Origin of the sequence: Candidatus Anaeroferrophillus wilburensis, from assembly GCA_016934315.1 — a bacterium.
In the GTDB taxonomy this organism is placed as follows: Bacteria; Desulfobacterota; Anaeroferrophillalia; order Anaeroferrophillales; family Anaeroferrophillaceae; genus Anaeroferrophillus; species Anaeroferrophillus wilburensis.
Genome location: JAFGSY010000012.1, coordinates 24,493 through 43,656, shown reverse-complemented (window position 1 = coordinate 43,656; position 19,164 = coordinate 24,493). Strand labels below are relative to the sequence as shown.

Below are 19,164 nucleotides of genomic sequence, written 5' to 3'. Positions count from 1 at the left end.
AGTCCTTGTTGAGGTCATTGCTGGTTATCAAACAGCCCTTTCTGGCCGGGGAAAATGGTTGTTTTCACCCGGGCATCTGTTTTTCCTTCGACAATACTGCGGTCTTCATCAAGAAAAAAGATGATTTTGACACCCTCGATAACGTTTTGTCCTTCCTTGAGCAACGGATTGCCGGTCAATACCAGTTTGTTGCCATTAGTGTAAAAATGGGCTGTTTCACAGGTGGCCACCTTCGCCCCTAGGGTAATGGTTACCGAGTTTTCGGCAATAATCTCCTGAACATCGCTGCTTTCTCCCTCGGTGGCGAACAGGATGGTCATGATCTGGGAACGGACCGTCATATCCTCCTGCTTGGCCAGCACGTCGCCCTGAAAAACCGCTTTGCCATGCTGCTGCTCAATGTCGAGGCGGTCGGCGGTAATGTCAATGGGTGCCGAAGAAGAGGAGGTGAAGGAGGGCGGTGCTGCCAGGGCCGGCATCGTGGCCAAAAGGATGAGGGTCAGGGTGAACCAGTGGGTGATATTTTTTATGATCATGGCTGTTCCTTTTGTCGTTGGATGGTGGCGCTGACGCCGCCGGTAAAGTGGAAGATGTTTTTCGGTACTTCCATCGACGCGCCGGCAGCTTTCAGGGCAAATCCATCCCGGAGAACGGTAATCCGATCCTTGATGATCAGCTTTTCCTGCTGGTCAAGGTAGGTTAAATTGTCCGTGGTGATGGTGTATGTTGGACTGGTTATGACAATATTCTTCTGGAGCTTGATGTCACCGGTATTGGTGGTGTAGGCACCCTGATCGGCGACAATGGTGGTCAGCGAGCCGTCATCGGCAAACAGGGTGATGGCCAAATCGATCATTTCAATGGTTTCGCTGCCTTTTTGTCGTTGAGCTTTGGCGGCCGTAAGCTCCCAGCGTTTTGTACCGCTTTTGGAATGGGTATAATGGGCATCATTCAGCTCAAACTCCAGGTGGCGGGCAATGGCCGGCAGCACGGTTTCCTTCACCGCATCCGGCTTCAGCTTCAGGAAAACGGTCAGGATAAGGATGCTGCTCAAGATAAGCACACCGGTGCTGATGAGGTATTTTTTCATTGATCGGTTGAAAAAGCTGCTGGTGGTTGGCCGGTGCGGGCAAGCTGCACAGTCGGCATCATTGTTGGCCGAAATAACGTTCAGTTGCCGCTTCCCAGGTTTGTTGGGTGTGCATGATCAGTTCACACAGTTCGCGGACGGCACCACCACCGCCCGGCAGTGAAGCTCGCCAGTGAACCACCTGGTCAAGTTCGGCAATGCCATCGGCGACAGTGGCTGCCAAGCCGGCCCGACGGAGAACCGGGATATCCACCAGATCATCGCCCACATAGCAGATCTGCTGATCGGCAAGACCGAGTCTTGCTTTGATCTGTTCATAAGCGGTGACCTTGTCGCGGATTTTCTGGAAGACGGTGTCGATTCCCAGTTCGCGGGCCCGATGAAGCACAACCTGGGACTGCCGCCCGGTAAGCAGGGCCACCTGAAAACCGGTACGCAGCAACAGCTTGATGCCATGGCCGTCACGAACATGAAAGTGTTTACTTTCCTCACCCCGGTCGTTGATAATAATCCGGCCATCGGTGAGGACGCCGTCAACATCCATCACCAGTCCCCTAAGGGGCAGGAGACGTTGCTGGAGACTGTCAGCCAGTTGTGGCTGTTTTTTTGGTGGATTCATTTTTCCGGCTGCTAAAGGTTGCTTTTCATGGTTGTCGTCAGTAGGGTGAGCACATGAAACTGCATGAGGTTTTCAGACCACTCCGGCCTGCAGGAGATCATGAAGGTGGAGAATGCCCACCGGCAGATCCTCATCGTCCCGGTTGACGACGAAAACCGAGGTAATGCTATGTTCTTCCATCATCCTCAATGCCTGGGTGGCCAGAACATGGGCGAAAATCCTTTTCGGATTGCGGGTCATGACGTCAGCGGCCAGCAGTGAAAGCAGGTTGTCCTGCCGTTCCAGGGTGCGCCGCAGGTCGCCATCGGTAATCACGCCGATCAATCGGCCAGCCGCTGTTGTTACTCCGGTGATCCCCAGTCCCTTGCCGGTAATTTCAAGCAGGGTTTCATGCATGCTGGTCTGCTCTTTGACCAGCGGAATTTTTCCCCCCGTATGCATGACATCCTGGACCCGGAGCAGCAGCCGCTTACCCAGGGTGCCGCCTGGATGGCGGAGGGCGAAATCCTCTTCACTGAAACCTTTGGCGACCAGCAGCACTGAAGCCAAGGCATCTCCCATGGCCAGGGTTGCGGTGGTGCTGGCGGTTGGTGCCAGGCCCAGAGGACACGCTTCCCGGGAAACCTGGATATTGAGGACCACATCGCTGTTGCTTGCCAGCTCCGACTGCAGATTGCCGGTCATGCTGATCAATGGCAGGCCGAATCGCTTGATCGCCGGGACAATTTTCACCAGTTCTTCGGTATTGCCGCTGTAGGAGATGGCGATGATCACATCATTGCGGGAGAGAATGCCCAGGTCGCCATGCAATCCTTCCGTGGGATGGAGAAACAGTGCCGGGGTTCCGGTACTGGAAAGGGTGGCGGCAATTTTTCGGCAGATTATTCCTGATTTGCCAACCCCGGTAACGACGACTTTTCCCTTGCAGGAGTCCAGAATCCGCACCGCATCGACAAATGATCCATCAAGTCGTTCCTGGAGGGTGCTGATCGCCTGGGATTCGATGGCCAGTGCCTGCCTGCCCTCATCTAGAATGCGCTGAATGTCGTTGATCAACAGTTTTTTTCCGTAGTGAGCGGTTGTGTTTATGAAGTCAGAAAAATAGCCGGCAATACTGGGAAAGTCAAGGGTTCAATGGTGTGCATCTTCAAACCGGGCTTCCCAGAGGCGGAGCAGCCGGGTCAATAACTGCTGCAGGTGGTCCAGGGGCAGAGAATTGGCACCGTCGCATAAGGCATGGTCGGGATCAGGATGAACCTCCAGGAAGAGGGCATCAACGCCGGTGGCCACCGCCGCCGCCGCCAGGGTGGGGATCATTTCCCGATCGCCACCGGAACAGGTTCCCTGGGCTGCCGGCAGCTGGACCGAGTGGGTTGCATCAAAGATTACCGGATAGCCGGTCTGCTGCATCAAAGGGATGGAGCGAAAATCAACCACCAGGTTATGATAGCCGAATGTGGTTCCCCGTTCGGTCAGGAGAATATTATCGTTGCCGGTGCTGGTAATTTTACCGGTAATATTGGCCATATCGGTGGGGGACATGAACTGTCCCTTCTTAACGTTGACCGGCTTGCCGCTGGCACCGGCAGCCAGCAGGAGGTCGGTCTGTCGGCAGAGAAAAGCGGGAATCTGGATGATGTCAACCACCTCGGCGACGGCAGCCACATCATGGTGATCATGAACATCGGTAATGACCGGAAGTCCCAGTTCTTTCCTGACGGTTGCCAGCATTTCCAGGCCTCGATCCCGGCCGGGACCACGGAATGACTGAACACTGCTGCGGTTGGCCTTGTCATAGGAGGCTTTGAAAATAAAGGGCACATTCAGTTGTGTGCAGATGCCGGCAATGGTTTCCGCGGTACGAAGGACCAGATCTTCACTTTCAATCACGCAGGGGCCAGCCAGCAGGGCCAAGGGGCAGCCGCTGCCGATGGCTACGGTGCTGTTGATGGAAACCGGGTTCATTGTCCTTGACGTCCTTTTCTGGCTGCCAGAGCGGCCTTGATAAAGGCTACAAACAGAGGGTGCGGCTTCATGGGTTTGGAGGTGAATTCAGGGTGGAACTGGCAGCCGAGGTACCAGGGGTGGTTCTTGATCTCGATAATCTCCACCAGGTTTTGAACCTCATGGGTGCCGGTAATCTGCAAGCCGCTGGCCTCAAGTCTTTCACGGAACTGGTTGTTGAATTCATAGCGGTGCCGATGCCGTTCGGAAACCGTGTCGCTGCCGTATGCCCGTTGGGCGAAAGAGTCGGCGGCCAGCCGGCAGGGGTGGGCTCCCAGCCGCATGGTTCCCCCTTTAGGGGTATCTTTGTCCTGGGTGATGACTTGGCTGCCATCTTGGCTGGTCCACTCCTTCATCAGGTAGATGATCGGGTAGGGCGTGTCCGGGTTGAATTCAGCACTGTTTGCCCGCTCCAGCTGAGCGCAGTGGCGGGCAAATTCAACCGCCATCAACTGCATGCCCAGACAGATGCCGAACATCGGCAGCTTATGGGTGCGGGCATAGTTGATTGCTTTGATCTTGCCCTCGATGCCCCGGTTGCCAAAACCGCCGGGGACCAGAATACCGTCGATGTCAGCCAACTCCTCAGCCAGCTGTTCACCGTTCATCGCCTCCAAGTTCTCCGAGTCGATATATTCCAGGTTGACCCTGGCATTGTTGGCGATCCCGCCATGAATCAGGGCTTCATTCAGGCTTTTATAGGATTCCTTGAGGGCGGTGTATTTGCCGACAATGCCGATGCTCACTTCGTTGCGCGGATCTTTGATCTTACGAACAATGTTCTGCCAGGTGCCCAGCCGGGGTGCTCCGGTCCAGATGTTGAGCAGGGAAACCACCTTGTCATCCAAGCCTTCCTGGTGCAGGGCCAGGGGAGCTTCATAGATGCTCTCGACATCCCGGGCCGTAAAAACCGCTTCGGGAGGAATGTTGCAGAAGAGCGAGATCTTTTTCTTGATCTCCTGGGAGAGCGGCCGGTCGGAACGGCAGAGAATGATGTCCGGCTGGATGCCGATGCTGCGCAGCTCCTTGACGCTATGCTGGGTGGGCTTGGTTTTCAGCTCCCCGGCCGTCTGGATGTAAGGAACCAGGGTCAGGTGAATATAGAGGACATTTTCCGGCCCAATATCATAGCGGAACTGGCGGATTGCCTCCAGAAATGGCTGGCTTTCAATGTCGCCCACCGTGCCGCCGATTTCGACCATCGCCACATCCACGTTTTGGGTTCCCTGACGGATGGATTCCTTGATTTCATCGGTAATGTGGGGGATAACCTGGACCGTGCCGCCCAGATAGTCGCCACGCCGTTCCTTGGTGATGACGCTGTCATATATTTTGCCGGTGGTGTAGTTGCTCTGTTTGGTCAGGACTGCATTGGTGAACCGTTCGTAATGACCCAAATCAAGATCAGTTTCAGCTCCGTCATCGGTAACAAAAACTTCACCATGCTGAAACGGACTCATGGTGCCGGGATCAACGTTCAGGTAGGGGTCCAGCTTCTGGATGCCCACGGTCAGGTTGCGGGCTTCCAGCAGGGCGCCGAGAGAGGATGCTGCCAGGCCCTTGCCCAGGGATGAGATAACTCCGCCGGTAACAAAGATATACTTTGGCTTCACGAATAACTCACTTTCTGTATCGTTACGTTCAGACTTGCTGGCTTCATAACAACTCCACCTTCTTCATTCGCTGCAACCTTCGTCACTGAGGTGTACTTTTATGGATGCCTCATTCTTCAGGTTTTACCTGCCTCGAATCTGGAGTCGTTACGGTGCCATCCGGTTTTCAAATTGTTTGCAGTTGTCGCGAGTTCATTAAACTAAAAAAAATCAGCAGTCGGGCAGAGTGGGCCACCGGCTGGCAAGCGTCAGTGCGCGTGGAGAACCCGGCAATGAGGATGCTCAGGGTTCAAGGGTCTGCGCAGGCCTGCAGCTGGGCAGTTCGAGGGGTAGTCAACTTTTGCCCCTGCAGCTGGAATTGATGAGATAATCCATAAACTCCCAGCCCCGGGGCCAGTGTTTGCCGGTTGCCCGGGCAGTTTCTTCACAATAGGAAGCCGCCTTGCCCAAACTACTTTCCTCACTGTCATGGAGCAGGTAGGGCACCGGTCCGGAAGAGTGGGTTTTGGTTGCTATGGGGGTAGGATGATCCGGCAGAACAACCATCCGAAACGCAGCCTGGCTGTCCTGCAGCCCAGCCACCAGGGGACCAATGACCCGGCTGTCCAGATCTTCAATGGCCTGAACCTTCTTTTCCAGGCTGCCTTCGTGGGAGGCTTCATCAGGGGCCTCCACATGCAGATAGACAAAGTCGTGGTTCTGCAGACTCTTGAGGGCGTAGGACACCTTGTTCTCATAATTTGTGTCAAGGTAGCCAGTCGCCCCCGGCACATCCATAGCTTCCAATCCGGCACAGATACCGATGCCCTTGATCAAATCAACGGCTGAGATTACTACCCCGTTGCAGCCGAAGCGGGTGCTGAATGAATCCAGTTGTGGCTTTTTCCCCTGTCCCCACAGCCAGATGGAATTGGCAGTTACTTCTCCCTGCTCCACCTTTTTCCGGAGAAAGGGCAGGTGATGGAGGATGATCTGGGATGAGAGCATCAGCTGCTGAATGGGGGAGGCGGGATTTTCCGGCAGATGGTGAACAATCTCCTGCCCGGTAATGTCATGGGGCGGCGTCAGGTCAAGGGCAGCCAGTTCCGGGGGGCAGTCCCTGATGACCATCAGGTGGCGATAGCTGACGCCGGCATAGAACTGCAGATGTTCACTGCCAAGTTCCCCATTGAGGTGTTCGATAACCTGCCGGGCTTCAGCTGTGGTGATGTGGCCGGCACTGAAGTCATGCATGAAGCCACGCCCCTGATAGTGGAGAATGTTGACCAGATTGCAGCGGAATGCCACATCATCAGGCCCCAGTTCAATGCCCATGCTGGCGGCTTCCAGTGGTGCCCGGCCGGTATAGTAGCGGGCCGGATCATAACCGAAAACCGCTAGGTTGGCCACATCGCTGCCGGCTGGAAAACCTTCAGGTATGGTGGTCAGGAGACCTTGCTCGGCGGTCTGCGCCAGCCGATCAAGGTGGGGTGTATGGGCTGCTGCCAACGGGGTTTTCCCTCCCAGACGTTCCTGGGGATCATCAGCCATCCCATCGCCAAGTATGACCAGAAATTTTTTTTTGCTCATCAGTGAGATATTCCGTTAGACAAGGCATTTCTCCATGCTGATGGAGTTCCCTTGTTCGCTGAAAGTAAGTTGATCGAAATAGTTGGCAATAAGGATGATCCCGCGACCGTGGGGTTTGAACAGATTGTCAGGGTTCCGGGGGTCAGGGAGGGATTGCCAGTTGAATCCAGGTCCTTCATCGGTGATGGTGCAGGAGAAAGAGCTGCTTTTGATCGTTGTGCTGACCACCACCTGCCGCTTTGCATAGGGTAGCTCCGCTGCCCGCTGGCTGAGAATCTCGAGATAATTGGGCTCCTCCTTCAGCATGGAAGAGAGCTCGAGATTGCCATGTTCAATGGCGTTGATGACTGCTTCATGGAGAGCCATGCGGATGCCGGTCAAATCAAACGGCAGGCTTCCCCGACGGCCCCTTTGGATCTCGCTCACCAGTTCCTCCACCAGCGAGGGAACCAGATGGAGGTCGTTGCCGATTTTGAAGATGATCCTTTTTTCTTCCAGATAATGGTAAAGTTCAGTGGTCTGCCGAGAGGCATAGACCGCCCTTTTGATTCTCTGAATTGTGTTGGCAATATCCTTGACTTGAAATGGTTTTTCCAGATAGTCGAGGGCTCCCAGCTTCAACGCGGTAATAATATTGTCTTTTGTACCATAGCCGGAAGCAATAACAAAAGGGAGGTCAGGGAACAGCTTCTTTGCCTCCCTGATAAGCTGGATGCCATCCATTTCCGGCATTTTAATGTCGGTAATCACCAGCATGACATCATCATGGTGAGCAGTCAGGGCCTCAAGGGCCAGTTTGCCATTTTCGTAGCTGCTGCTGATCAAACCCTCTTTAGAGACAATATTTTCCAGTATTTCCCTGATCGGGGCTTCATCATCAACAATAAGTATCCGGTTTTTGATCATTATCCATGCCCCTAGGAGCGCAGGTCGTTGATGGTAAAGAGGGAGGTGAGGGGGAATCCCTTTGCCTGCAGCATCTCCCTGCCGCCTTCCAGACGGTCCAGGAGTGTGATGACCATGGCGACCTCCAAACCGTGGTCGAGGGTCCGCTCAACTGCTTTCCAGAGAGAGCCGCCGGTGGTTACCACATCTTCGACAATGGCCACCTGGTCACGAGGTGCCAGATTTTTGTTGCCTTCAATCCAGAGGTTTTTTCCGTGGCCTTTCGGTTCTTTGCGGATATAAAAGGCACTGATGGGGGTGCCGGCAGCCCAGCTGAGGACGCTCACCGCACTGGCGATGGGATCAGCCCCCATGGTCAGGCCGCCAACGCCTTTGATGGGGCGTCCGGAGTCCTGGATGGTTTCAAGCACGAGGCTGCCGGTCAGGTAGCTGCCCTCACTGTGCAGGGTGGTCTGTTTGCCGTCCACATAGTAGCTGCTGGTTTTGCCCGAGGTCAGGGTAACCGGGCGGTTTTCATAGGAAAGCTCTTTCAAAAGTTCAAGCAGGCGGGCTTTTTTGCCTTTGATGGGCGGGCGATCGTTTGTCATGTTTTTTTATGTCCGTTTGTGAAGTATCGTTCTATTGGGCGGCGGTTTCAGGCCGTTGCCATTACTCAATGCAGAACCGGCCGGCAAAAAGGCGAAGATGGCTGAAAAAACAGTTTGGCTGAGCATGGGCAGCCATGCAAAATCATTTATACAGCGGGGGGAAGAGATGTCAAGTGAAAGTTGCAGTTGCCGGAGCTTAGTGATGATACAGGTTGACAAGTTGCCGCCACTTGTACTAGTCGATGAACAGTAATTCATTAACTGTTTACCGCCAATAAGGAGAGCCTGCCATGTCAGTTCTTGTTTTGGAAAAAAAAGGTCGTTGTGCCACGTTAACCCTTAATGCCCCGGAATCGGGTAATGTCTACAATGAATCTCTGGCCGCTGCCTTGTGGCAGACGGTTCAGGAGGTCCGTTGGGATAATGAGATCAGCGTCGTTCTGCTGCAAAGCAACGGCCGGTTGTTTTCCGGCGGCGGCGATCTGGGATCTTTTAAGCGGGGCATTGATGCCGGCAATCTGCATACCCTGATTGAACAGCTGACCGTCACCCTGAATGCCACCGTGCTGGCGATTCGCGGTATGGAAAAAATCTTTGTTTCCCTTGTGGATGGGGTGTGCGCCGGTTTTGGTGTTGGCCTGGCGCTGGCAGCGGATATTACCTTGGCGACGGAGAATGCCCGTTTTGTGGCCGGTTATGTGGGGATTGGTGCCGTCCCCGACGGCGGCAGCAGTTTTGCTGTTCTGCGGGCGCTTGGGTTGCCTCGGGCCCTGGATTTCTTTTTGAGCAATGGCTCCATTGACGGCCGCCAGGCTGCTGACATGGGTTTGGTAAGCCGTTTTGTTGCCGCCGAATCAGCCGGCCAAGAGGCAGCTGCTTTGATCAAAAAGCTGGGGCAGGGGCCCGCAGCCGCCCTGGCGCGGACCAAAAAGCTTCTCATTCAAGGGGTTTCCAGATCATTTCCTGAGCATATTGAAGCGGAACGTCAGGGGTTGATTGCCTGCGCAGCCGGCAGTGAAATGAAAGAGGGGGTCGCTGCTTTTTTCGCCAAGCGTCCGGCAAACTATTGAAAGAAATTACAACGCAATTGCTTTTTGCTGAACCTCGGCCAACGGTTCCGGTGGGGGTATTGGTCCTTGGCTGCCAGAGAGAAAAGGTTCAGCCGATCAGCTGGGTAAAAAAATGATCCAGGTTCAGCTGTGCCGCTAAGGGCAGCAGCGCTTCGCTTGTAAAGGAGATGGCCGGCTGGAAGGGCAGTTCTCCAAGAATGGGAACCGGGTCGAATTCCTCGATCTGGGCACTGAAATGCTGTTCCGCAATGCCGGGGGGGCCGTTCAGATGGTTGACCACCAGGCCGGCGATCGGAATGCCCGCCTGGCGCAGACAGGCCAAGGACAGGAGGGTATGGTTTACTCCCCCCAGGGCTGATCGGCAGACCAGCAGGACTGGCAGCTGGAGGTCTTGAATCAGGTCGACAACCAGGTATTGCGGGCACAGGGGAACCAGCAGGCCGCCGGCGCCCTCCACCAGGGTGAACGGATGCCGTTCCAGATGGGTCTGGCTTGTGGTGCGCAGTGTCTCGCGGCTGATAACCTGCTGTTGTCGTCGAGCCGCCAACAGCGGTGCCAGTGGTTCCCGGAAGGTGAAAGGAATAATCTCGCTGAGGGGCGTTTGCAGGGCGGCTGCCTGTCGAACCTGGGAACCGTCGGAATCATGGGCCAGGGCATCCTGGTCAGCGATGCCGCTTTCCATGGGTTTCAGGTAACTGAATGCACGTCCCTGGTGCCGAAGAAAAACTGCTAGAATCGCCGACACCAGGGTCTTGCCGACCCCGGTGTCCGTACCGGTGATAAACAGTCCTCGGGATTTATTCATGGATTCATGCAGGGGATTGCCAACCGGGCAATCTACTGTTCGTTGACGATTTCCAGCTCAGGGAAGAAATAGGCGATTTCCGTCCGGGCGGTTTCCGGGGCGTCGGAACCATGGACGGCATTTTTTTCGATATCGGTGGCAAAGCGTTTCCGGAGGGTGCCTTCAGCGGCTTCCGCCGGATTGGTGGCCCCCATCAGCTCCCGATTTTTACTGATTGCGTCGTCGCCTGCCAGCACCATCACCACAGCAGGTCCCATAGACATGAAATCGGTCAGGCTGCCGAAAAACGGCCGTTGCCGATGGACGGCATAAAAACCCTCCGCTTCCCGTTTGCTCAGATGAACCATCTTCATGGCCGCTATCCGCAGGCCGTTGGCCTCAAAGGTGGCGATAATGTTGCCGATGACTCCTTTGGCCACCGCATCCGGTTTGATGATTGATAAGGTGCGTTCCATACTCTACTCCTTGTTAAAGTGACCAATTATCGGATCGACAAGTCTCCAGGCTCAGGCTGTTACCCATGTCCAACAATGTCGATCCGCTACATGGTTTCCGGGCAAACATCTCTGGTTATTGCTGTTGGGTCCGGCTGGAAAATTGACGCTGATGTACGTGATTTAGCGTTTTTTGTCAATCCATTTTGCCCTGCCCAGCCTTTTCCAGCCATGCTAGTTCTTGACAGGGGGTGGGTGATAGGATACATGGTGAGATAATGAATGGCTGCTCATTTACTGCTGGAGCAGGCAGGTGCAAAAATTCATAGGGAGATCCATCCATGGAGAAGCTGTTTCACCCCCGGTCGGTGCTGGTCATCGGCGTGTCGCCGAAGCCGGAAAATCTGGCGAAGAATATTGTTCATAATCTGATCGACTTTGGTTTCGAAGGTGAAATTCACCTGCTGGGCAGGAAACCAGGGTATTTTCTTGGCCATCGGATCCATACCGAGTTTGCTGATCTTCCCGACGGTATTGAGATGGCGGTCATCCTGACGCCGGCGGCGACGGTGCTGGCCACCATGAAAGCCTGTGTAGCCAAAGGCATTACCAGAATGGTGATTGAAAGCGGCGGTTTCCGGGAGTTTTCTGCTGCCGGGGCTGTCCTAGAGAAGGAGATTGTCGCCTTTGCCAGCCAGCATGGGGTGAAATTTGTCGGCCCCAACGGGATCAGCATCATCAATCGTCACAACGGTTTGTGTCTGCCCTTCATGCGTCTCTCTTCGGCGGAGATCAGAGAAGGTGGGCTGTCCCTGGTTTCCCAGAGCGGCGGCATGGCTCTGACCTACCTGGGGATGGGCAGCAGTGACAGCCTCGGGGTTGCCAAGGTGGTCAGTATGGGCAATAAAAGCTGCCTTGATGAGAGCGATTATCTTGCCTATTTGAAGGACGATCCCCGGACGACCATCATCGGCCTCTACCTCGAAGGGATTGAGGATGGCCAGCGGCTGCTCTCACAGTGTGCCGGCATCCAGAAGCCGGTGATCCTCCACAAAGCCAACACCTCTGAACAGAGCGGCCGCATAGCCCGGTCGCACACGGCGGCATTGGCCAACGATGACCAGGTGGTAGATGCCGCCTGCCGCCAGTATGGCATCTATCGGGTGAAAACCTTTCGCCAGTTTATCAATCAGGTAAAATCATTCAGCCTGCCGCTGATGCGGGGCGATAATCTGGTGGTGATCTCCCGTTCTGGCGGCCATGCGGTGGTGGCGGCGGATGCGGCGGCGGCCGCCGGTTTTCAGCTGGTGGAGTTCAGCGATGAATTTATCGATTTTATCAAGTCCCGCTTCCGGGCCAAGGTCATCAATCCCACCAACCCCCTTGACCTGGGAGATCTTTTTGATATCGATTTCTACGTGACGATTCTGGAGCAGGTGCTCCAGCGGCCGGACGTTGACGGGGTGCTGTTCAACCATGTCTTCCAGGCCGATGTGGAGGGGGACGCTTCCCTGCGGCTGGCGGAAACCATCAATATCCTGGCCCAGCGCTACCATAAACCGGTGGCCCTGTGCGTTTTTTCCGGCGAACAGGCGGTGACCGGCCTGAAAAGAAAACTTTCTTTTCCCCTGTTTACGGAGCCGGCGGAGGGGATTGAAGCTCTGGCCGTATCCCGGGATTACGCCAGCCGCCGGCAGCCGCTTCAGCAACCAATGGACGAAGCAGTGGTTGCCGGTGGAGGTGACCGCCAGGCGGTGGCGGCGATATTCGATGAAGCACTCAGCTGCCAGCATGGGGAGCTGCTGCTTGATCAGGTGCTGGAGATCTTCCAGGCCTATGATCTGCCGGTCCTGCCGTATCGCATCGTCCGTCCCGGCGACAATCCGGCACCGGCGGCAGCAGAACTGGGATTTCCCCTGGCGGCCAAGGTGGTGGCCGCCGCCCTTTCCCATAAAAGTGATGCCGGCGGCGTTATCCTGGGTATTGACGGGCCGGAAGCCGTGCGGCAGACCTGTGCCGAGCTGGAAAAAAACTTTGCCTCCCTGCCCGGCTATCGGGGGATTATGCTCCAGTCCCAGGGGCAGACAAGCCTGGAGATGATTGTCGGTGGTCGTCAGGATGCGGCTTTCGGGCCGGTGGTTCTGCTGGGGATGGGCGGTATCTACGCGGAAATTTTTCAGGATGTAGCCCTTCGGCTGCCGCCGCTGACTTCGTCGCTGATCGACGACATGATTGCCGAACTCAAAGGAGCGCCGATTCTTATGGGTGCCCGGGGCCGGCAGGGGGTTCACCGGCCGACCCTGGAAAAAGTTCTGCAGGCCGTTGCCGGTCTGCTGACCGATTTTCCCGTTATTCAGCAGCTCGACATCAACCCGCTGTTTCTCGATGACCAACAGGGTGCGGTTGTTGATGGGCGCATCATCCTGGCAGCCGCCAAGGCATAAATCGTTATTGACTACCGTCAGAGCATCATCCTTCGGTCCAGGCTGCGGTACTGGATGGCCTCCGCCAGGTGGCTGGTGGTGATTTTCCGGCTTTCCCCCAAGTCGGCGATGGTGCGGGCTACTTTGAGAATCCGGCTGTAAGCCCGGGCACTTAAGCCCAATTTTGTCATGGCCTGCTGCATGAGAGTTTTGCTGCTTTCCTCCAGCCGGCAGAATGTTTTGATATCCTTTTCCCCCATCGCCCCGTTGTAAAAAATCTTCCGGCCGGCAAAGCGGTCTTCCTGAACTTGCCGGGCGGCAACCACCCGCTGGCGGATAACGGCCGAGTGCTCCTCAGTGCTTGTGGGATTCAATAATTCTGCCGCCGGCACAGCGGGGACTTCCACATGCAGATCAATGCGGTCTAAAAGGGGGCCGGAGAGCTTGCCGCGGTATTTGTGAATCTGATGCATGGTGCAGGTGCACGGGTGCTGGCTGTCGCCATAGTGGCCGCAGGGGCAGGGATTCATGGCGCCGATGAGGATGAATGTGGCCGGGAATGAGCTGGTCGCCTTGGCACGGGCAATGGTCACCTGCTGATCTTCCAGCGGTTGGCGCAGCAGTTCGAGGACATTTTTGCGGAATTCCGGCAGTTCATCAAGAAACAGAACTCCATGGTGGGCCAGGGAGATTTCTCCCGGATGGGGTGGGTTGCCGCCACCCGCCAGGGCGGCATCGGATATGGTATGGTGGGGATGGCGGAAGGGTCGTTCCAGCAGCAATCCGTCAGTGTTTGCCAACGTGCCGGCAACGCTGTGGATGATGGTGGTTTCAATTGCTTCCTCAAAGGTCAACGGCGGCAGAATGGTACGCAGGCGTTTGGCCAGCATCGATTTGCCGGCCCCTGGAGGGCCGATGAACAGCAGATTATGGCCGCCGCCGGCGGCAATCTCCAGGGCCCGCTTGGCATGGTGCTGCCCCCGGACATCGGCAAAATCGATGCCGGCGGTCATTTGGCGATGTCCGGAAGCCGGGCGGTGCGGGGTGGCGGCAATAGTGATATCGCCGGCCAGCAGTCCCATAACGTCACCGATGGTATTGACGCCGATGACTTCCAGTCCTTCGATGATCGCCGCTTCAGGTGCATTGTCCGGTGGCAGGATGAGTCCGCGATACCCCTGCTTCCTGGCCATCAGGGCGATGGAGAGACAGCCGCGAATCGGTTTTACCGAACCGTCCAGGGAAAGTTCGCCGACAACCAGATAGTGCTGCAGCCAGGAAGCATATTCGGGGTGGTCTCCGTCAGCTGCGAGGATGCCGATGGCCATCGGCAGATCAAGAATAGTACCCTCTTTTTTCAGGTGCGCCGGTGCCAGGTTGATGGTAATCCGGCGGTTGGGGAAGGCAAAGCCGGCGTTTTTGACCGCTGCCCGGATGCGGTCCCTGCTCTCTTTAATGGCATGGTCGGCAAGGCCGACAATGGCCATGCCGGGCAGTCCTGGGGAAACATCGATTTCCACTTCGATGTTCACGGCCTGGATGCCCTGCAGGGAGGCACTCATGACGGCGGTATGCATGGGAGGGCTACAGCGAGGCTGGCAGAGCCCGACAGGGCAGGGTGATAATGAAGGTGGAACCGGCTCCCGGTGAGCTCTCCACCGTCAGCGAGCCGCCCTGGGCATGAATCAGCCCCTGGGCCAGGGAGAGACCAACGCCCATGCCGCCGCCCAGAAAGGCGGACTCAGAACTGCTGTGGTCGCGGACGTCCTGAATCTTGTAAAATTTCTCGAAAATTTTCTCCTGTTCTTCCGGGGCGATGCCGATGCCGGCATCTGAAATCCTGATGGTCATGGTGGTGGGCGGTGTTGCCTCGTGGTGGTTGCAAGTGATATCAACGGTGATTAACCCCTGGTCAGGGGTGTATTTCACCGCATTCTGCAAAAGTTCAAAAAGCGTCTGGCGAATTTTATCCTGGTCCAGAAACGCGCTGAAAGGGCCTTTTCCCCGGCCATTGAACGCATAACGAAGCTTGCGATCGGCCGCCAGCAGCTTGATATCGTCGATGACTTCCTCGATCAAGGCTGCCATTTCTATCTCCTGGATGGTGATGGGGAGCATCCCCTCCCGCGACTGGACCAGCTGGTTCAATTCCCCCACCGTTCTGGTGAGGCTGGCGACCGTTTTTTTCATCAGGGGAAGGTACTGCTCCGCCAGGCAGGCCCCATCGTCATGCTGTTCGACCAGATCCAAAATGGTATTGATGATGGTTACCGGCGTTTTCAGCTCATGGCTGGTCAGGTCGAGAAACTTTTCCTTCATCACCTTGACCTCCTGCATCTTGGCATAGGCTTCCTTGAGCAGGCGATTTTCCTCCTTAAGAGCCTGCCTGCTGATGCAGCGTTCCACCACGACCTTCAGCTCAGGCAGCATGAAAGGCTTCAGGACATAATCGGCGGCGCCCATTTTCATCAAATTTACGGCTGACTCCACACTTCCGTAGCCGGTGAGGACGATAACGCCGATATAAGGCTTGGTTTTCATTACCCAGGCGAGAACCTTTTCGCCATCGCCGTCAGGCATCATCAAATCAGTGATGACGACGTCGTAATCCTGCTCTTCCAATAAGGTTATGCCGGCATTGCCGCTGGCAGCTGCATCAACCTGAAATCCGAAGTTGGAAAAAAAGGCCACCGATACCTCTCTGATTTCCAGCTCATCATCAAGAACCAGTAGACGCTTGTTCACCAGCTGCTCTTCCCCCCATTGATAGTGTTGAAAAAAAGTTCTTTCTTTTCCTTAATCTGAAATAGTGGTGATGTCAAGCAGAGTCGGGGTGAAGTTTTTTGCCGCTGGTGCAGTTTTTTTTAAACTCTGGAGGGAATTCGTCGAAAGGTGAGGAACAGGCAGTATGTTTAGGAAGTTCAGATGATAGCTGAAGGATGGAAATGGCGTTTACGACGAGAAAAAGGCTTGGTGATGTGCTGCTGGACGAAGGGTTGATCACCAATGTACAGCTGCTGGAAGGACTTGAAAAAAGCAAGCGGGAAAATATCCGGCTTGGTCAGTCATTGATGAACCTTGGTTTTGCCACCGAGGAGCAGATTATCAAGGCGATTGCCAAGCAGCTGAACATCTCCCACATGACCTTTGATTCCTTTCTCATCGATCCGGAGGTGGTTTCGGCGCTGCCTGAGATGCTGGCCAGGAAATATAAAGCCATACCGCTGTTCAAGGTCGAGGATCAATTGACCCTGGCAATGGTTGATCCCATGGATATCATCTCTCTGGATGAGATCGCTTCGGCAACCTCCTGTCAGGTCAATCCGGTGATTGCCGCCGAAGGGGTCATCGTTGACGCCATAGAAAAGTATTACGGCCGGGGCAGCTCCCTGAGTCAGGTCTATGACAGCCTGCAGCAGGGGCAGGGGGAGAGAGGTCGTGGTTCTCAGCCACCGACCCTGGGGGAGATTGCCAAGGATGACGGCAAGGTCAGCGACTTCATCAACGCCCTGCTCATTGAAGCGGTCAAGGTCAAAGCCAGTGATATCCATCTGGAACCGGAAAAAGAGCTGCTGCGCATCCGTTTTCGGGTGGACGGTCTCATGCGGGAAAAGATGACCACTCCCATCGAGCTCCATGCCAATGCCGTTTCCCGGCTCAAAATCATGGCCGATCTCAACATAGCCGAACGGCGCCTGCCCCAGGACGGCCGTTTCCAACTGGCGGTGGGCAATAAAAATATCGATGTGCGCATGTCCACCATCCCCACTGTGCGGGGCGAAAAGGTGGTTCTGAGGCTGCTGGATCAGAGCGCCCTGCTGGTGGACCTTGAACAGCTGGGTTTTCTCGATGAGCAGGAGAAGCTGTTTCGGGAAAAGATTGCCAAGCCCTATGGCATGGTTATTATCACCGGTCCCACCGGCAGCGGCAAAACCACCACCCTCTACGCGGCGCTCAACAGCATCAATTCGCTGGATAAGAATATTGTCACTTTGGAAGACCCGGTGGAGTACCAGCTGCCGATCATCAACCAGATCCAGGTCAACCCGAAAATCAATCTGACGTTTGCCAGCGGCCTGCGGTCGATTCTCCGTCAGGATCCCGATGTCATTATGGTGGGTGAGATCCGTGACCAGGAAACCGCCGAGATGGCGATCCAGTCGGCCCTTACCGGCCATCTGGTGTTTTCCACTCTGCATACCAACGATGCCCCCGGCTGCGCCACCCGGCTGCTGGATATGGGCATTCAGCCGTTTTTGGTGGCGTCATCCCTGATTCTGGTGGTCGGCCAGCGGCTGGCCCGCCGCCTGTGTCCCCACTGCAAGGAATCCTATGTGCCGTCCCAGGCTTTGGTTGATACCCTTGCCCTGGAGGGGACGCCTGAATTTTACCATGCTCCCGGCTGCCCCCGGTGCAGCCAGACAGGCTATGCCGGTCGGTTGGCATTCTATGAAGTCATGTCTCTGAGCCCGGCGATCAAGGAATTGATTGTCAGCCGGGCCCATTCGGAGCTCATTCAGGAAGCCGCGTGCCGGGAGGGTTTTCAGCCGCTGCGTGAGGTGGGATTGCAGCATGCCCTAGCCGGAGAAACCACCATTGAAGAGGTTCTCAGGGTTACCATGGAGGTCGAATAATCATGGCTGCCCAGCAGCTGATATTATATGCGTTTCGCGCCCATGACGAGGATGGCCGGGAGCACCATGGGGTGCGTCAGGCTGAATCTCCTGCCGGCGTCCAGGCCTGGCTGACCAGGCAGGGGATGATGCCTCTGGTCATCAAAGAAGCATCTCTTGGCCAGCAGTGTCTGGCCGGATACCAGTCTGTTGTCGCCCGTTACCAGAAGGTCAAGCCGGAGGAGCTGATCATTGTCACCCGTCAACTGGCCACCCTGATCAACGCCGGCATCCCTCTCCTGAGCTGCCTCAAAACTCTGGCCGAGGAATCGGGCAATGCACTGGTCGCTGCTGCACTGCATGATATCGTTACCTATGTGGAGCAGGGGGGATCTCTTTCCGATGCCTTTGCCCGCCATCCGCGCCTGTTTTCCGACATGTATATCAATATGCTCAGGGTGGGGGAGATCTCCGGCAAGCTGGATGTGATTCTCCACCGGATGGCCGATCTGCAGGAGTATGAGCGGGAGACCCGGGAGCAGATTAAGACAGCGACCCGCTACCCAAAACTTGCAGGCCTGTCTGTGGTTTTTGCCATCGTTATTCTCATGACCTTTGTGGTTCCCCGGTTTATCGGCATCTTCGCCCGCACCGGGGCCGCCCTGCCGCTGCCCACCAGGATGCTGATCGGCATGAATACCATCTTCCATGACTACTGGTACCTGCTGCTGGCAGCAGTGGTGGGTGTCATGTTCGGCTATCGTTGGGTGTACGGGCTGCCGGACGGCCGCCTGGCCGTTGACCGCTTCAAACTGAGGATGCCGGTCTTCGGCAAACTGTTCCAGAAGATCAATTTCGGCCGCTTTGCCCGGATTTTCTCCCTGCTGCTGGCCAGCGGTGTGCCGGTGCTGACCATTTTCGATGTGGTTGCCGGGGTGGTGGACAATGCCGTCCTGCGCCGGGAGATTGAAAAGGTGAAGCTGCAGGTGGAGAAAGGGAAAACCCTCGCCATGCCCATGCGGGCCAGCGGCTTTTTTCCGGCCCTGATGATTCAGATGGTGGCGGCCGGCGAGCAGGCGGGAAACCTGGACGGCATGATGGCCAAGGTGGCGGACTATTTCGATCTGGAAAGCCGCTATACGATCAAAAATATGACCACCCTGATTGAGCCTTTCCTGCTGCTTATTCTCGGCGGCTTTGTGCTCTTCATGGCCCTGGCGATTTTCATGCCGTGGTGGAACATGATGGAGGTGTTTAAGTGATCCGTCTGGCGGCCAAAACCGTTTGCAATCACACCCTGGTGGCCCCGGGTGCTGGTGTTCCTCCTAACTAGTTATTTTTTTTAAAGTTTTATCGAAATGGCAACGATGAATTTATGAGAGTATCAAAATACTGTTTATCAACAAAGGAGAAAGATGCTATGAAACGCGA

17 protein-coding genes are annotated in these 19,164 nt (G+C 55.7%); 4 read left to right on the top strand and 13 right to left on the bottom strand.

Translation table 11 applies throughout. From position 1 onward, the window contains the following. Positions 1 to 14 precede the first annotated feature (14 nt). The 9 genes from JXO50_02720 to pyrE all read right to left on the bottom strand — a co-directional run bounded on the left by JXO50_02720 (position 15) and on the right by pyrE (position 8,388). The gene (locus tag JXO50_02720; protein ID MBN2331998.1) at positions 15 to 536 is read right to left on the bottom strand and encodes a hypothetical protein; all 522 of its coding nucleotides are present in this window, start codon (positions 534 to 536) and stop codon (positions 15 to 17) included. Next, positions 533 to 1,090: an LPS export ABC transporter periplasmic protein LptC gene (lptC, locus tag JXO50_02715; protein ID MBN2331997.1), complete on the bottom strand. Its 558-nt coding sequence runs from the start codon at positions 1,088 to 1,090 to the stop codon at positions 533 to 535. The genes JXO50_02720 and lptC overlap by 4 nt, the downstream gene beginning before the upstream one ends. Before the next feature lie 58 nt (positions 1,091 to 1,148). After that, positions 1,149 to 1,709, bottom strand: a complete 561-nt coding sequence (locus JXO50_02710; GenBank protein MBN2331996.1) for an HAD-IIIA family hydrolase — start codon at positions 1,707 to 1,709, stop codon at positions 1,149 to 1,151. Between the two features lie 72 nt (positions 1,710 to 1,781). Further along, positions 1,782 to 2,744 carry a KpsF/GutQ family sugar-phosphate isomerase gene (locus JXO50_02705; GenBank protein MBN2331995.1) on the bottom strand — a complete coding sequence of 321 codons (963 nt, stop codon included), beginning with the start codon at positions 2,742 to 2,744 and terminating at the stop codon, positions 1,782 to 1,784. 96 nt (positions 2,745 to 2,840) lie between these two features. Then, entirely contained in the window at positions 2,841 to 3,674 is an 834-nt protein-coding gene (gene kdsA, locus JXO50_02700; GenBank protein ID MBN2331994.1) for a 3-deoxy-8-phosphooctulonate synthase, read from the bottom strand. After that, the gene (locus JXO50_02695) at positions 3,671 to 5,326 is read right to left on the bottom strand and encodes a CTP synthase (protein MBN2331993.1); all 1,656 of its coding nucleotides are present in this window, start codon (positions 5,324 to 5,326) and stop codon (positions 3,671 to 3,673) included. Before JXO50_02695 ends, kdsA begins: the two co-directional genes overlap by 4 nt. 333 nt (positions 5,327 to 5,659) lie before the next feature. Beyond that, entirely contained in the window at positions 5,660 to 6,895 is a 1,236-nt protein-coding gene (locus tag JXO50_02690) for a cofactor-independent phosphoglycerate mutase (GenBank protein MBN2331992.1), read from the bottom strand. A 15-nt stretch (positions 6,896 to 6,910) separates the two neighbouring features. Beyond that, on the bottom strand, positions 6,911 to 7,801 hold the full coding sequence (locus JXO50_02685) for a response regulator (protein MBN2331991.1): 891 nt from the start codon (positions 7,799 to 7,801) through the stop codon (positions 6,911 to 6,913). An 11-nt stretch (positions 7,802 to 7,812) separates the two neighbouring features. Beyond that, a complete protein-coding gene (pyrE, locus tag JXO50_02680; GenBank protein ID MBN2331990.1) occupies positions 7,813 to 8,388 on the bottom strand; it encodes an orotate phosphoribosyltransferase in 576 nt (191 codons plus the stop codon). A 290-nt stretch (positions 8,389 to 8,678) separates the two neighbouring features. On the opposite strand from pyrE, the gene JXO50_02675 reads away from it, so the two are divergent. Continuing rightward, positions 8,679 to 9,458, top strand: coding sequence for an enoyl-CoA hydratase/isomerase family protein (locus tag JXO50_02675; GenBank protein MBN2331989.1), 780 nt, complete (start codon positions 8,679 to 8,681; stop codon positions 9,456 to 9,458). Between the two features lie 88 nt (positions 9,459 to 9,546). Here JXO50_02675 and bioD read toward each other — a convergent pair whose 3' ends face one another. Next, positions 9,547 to 10,263 (bottom strand): dethiobiotin synthase, encoded by a 717-nt coding sequence (gene bioD / locus JXO50_02670; GenBank protein MBN2331988.1) that lies wholly within the window; start codon positions 10,261 to 10,263, stop codon positions 9,547 to 9,549. A 32-nt stretch (positions 10,264 to 10,295) separates the two neighbouring features. After that, a complete protein-coding gene (ndk, locus tag JXO50_02665; GenBank protein ID MBN2331987.1) occupies positions 10,296 to 10,718 on the bottom strand; it encodes a nucleoside-diphosphate kinase in 423 nt (140 codons plus the stop codon). Positions 10,719 to 11,038: 320 nt separating this feature from the next. Here ndk and JXO50_02660 point away from each other — a divergent pair, with 320 nt between their 5' ends. Further along, complete coding sequence (locus JXO50_02660) at positions 11,039 to 13,141, top strand: acetate--CoA ligase family protein (GenBank protein MBN2331986.1); 2,103 nt, start codon at positions 11,039 to 11,041, stop codon at positions 13,139 to 13,141. 17 nt (positions 13,142 to 13,158) lie between these two features. Here JXO50_02660 and JXO50_02655 read toward each other — a convergent pair whose 3' ends face one another. Continuing rightward, complete coding sequence (locus JXO50_02655; GenBank protein MBN2331985.1) at positions 13,159 to 14,697, bottom strand: YifB family Mg chelatase-like AAA ATPase; 1,539 nt, start codon at positions 14,695 to 14,697, stop codon at positions 13,159 to 13,161. Positions 14,698 to 14,704: 7 nt separating this feature from the next. Beyond that, positions 14,705 to 15,865, bottom strand: a complete 1,161-nt coding sequence (locus JXO50_02650; GenBank protein MBN2331984.1) for a response regulator — start codon at positions 15,863 to 15,865, stop codon at positions 14,705 to 14,707. Between the two features lie 200 nt (positions 15,866 to 16,065). Here JXO50_02650 and tadA point away from each other — a divergent pair, with 200 nt between their 5' ends. Further along, entirely contained in the window at positions 16,066 to 17,754 is a 1,689-nt protein-coding gene (gene tadA, locus JXO50_02645; GenBank protein MBN2331983.1) for a Flp pilus assembly complex ATPase component TadA, read from the top strand. 2 nt (positions 17,755 to 17,756) lie between these two features. Continuing rightward, positions 17,757 to 18,995, top strand: a complete 1,239-nt coding sequence (locus JXO50_02640; GenBank protein MBN2331982.1) for a type II secretion system F family protein — start codon at positions 17,757 to 17,759, stop codon at positions 18,993 to 18,995. Positions 18,996 to 19,164 lie beyond the last annotated feature (169 nt).

Bases quoted from the DNA above. Each gene is read 5' to 3' on its own strand.
- JXO50_02690 (MBN2331992.1), bottom strand. From the start codon at position 6,895: ATGAGCAAAAAAAAATTTCTGGTCATACTTGGCGATGGGATGGCTGAT.
- JXO50_02710 (MBN2331996.1), bottom strand. From the start codon at position 1,709: ATGAATCCACCAAAAAAACAGCCACAACTGGCTGACAGTCTCCAGCAA.
- tadA (MBN2331983.1), top strand. From the start codon at position 16,066: ATGGCGTTTACGACGAGAAAAAGGCTTGGTGATGTGCTGCTGGACGAA.
- pyrE (MBN2331990.1), bottom strand. From the start codon at position 8,388: ATGACAAACGATCGCCCGCCCATCAAAGGCAAAAAAGCCCGCCTGCTT.
- JXO50_02655 (MBN2331985.1), bottom strand. From the start codon at position 14,697: ATGCATACCGCCGTCATGAGTGCCTCCCTGCAGGGCATCCAGGCCGTG.
- JXO50_02660 (MBN2331986.1), top strand. From the start codon at position 11,039: ATGGAGAAGCTGTTTCACCCCCGGTCGGTGCTGGTCATCGGCGTGTCG.
- JXO50_02675 (MBN2331989.1), top strand. From the start codon at position 8,679: ATGTCAGTTCTTGTTTTGGAAAAAAAAGGTCGTTGTGCCACGTTAACC.
- JXO50_02640 (MBN2331982.1), top strand. From the start codon at position 17,757: ATGGCTGCCCAGCAGCTGATATTATATGCGTTTCGCGCCCATGACGAG.
- JXO50_02720 (MBN2331998.1), bottom strand. From the start codon at position 536: ATGATCATAAAAAATATCACCCACTGGTTCACCCTGACCCTCATCCTT.
- lptC (MBN2331997.1), bottom strand. From the start codon at position 1,090: ATGAAAAAATACCTCATCAGCACCGGTGTGCTTATCTTGAGCAGCATC.
- JXO50_02685 (MBN2331991.1), bottom strand. From the start codon at position 7,801: ATGATCAAAAACCGGATACTTATTGTTGATGATGAAGCCCCGATCAGG.
- ndk (MBN2331987.1), bottom strand. From the start codon at position 10,718: ATGGAACGCACCTTATCAATCATCAAACCGGATGCGGTGGCCAAAGGA.
- kdsA (MBN2331994.1), bottom strand. From the start codon at position 3,674: ATGAACCCGGTTTCCATCAACAGCACCGTAGCCATCGGCAGCGGCTGC.
- bioD (MBN2331988.1), bottom strand. From the start codon at position 10,263: ATGAATAAATCCCGAGGACTGTTTATCACCGGTACGGACACCGGGGTC.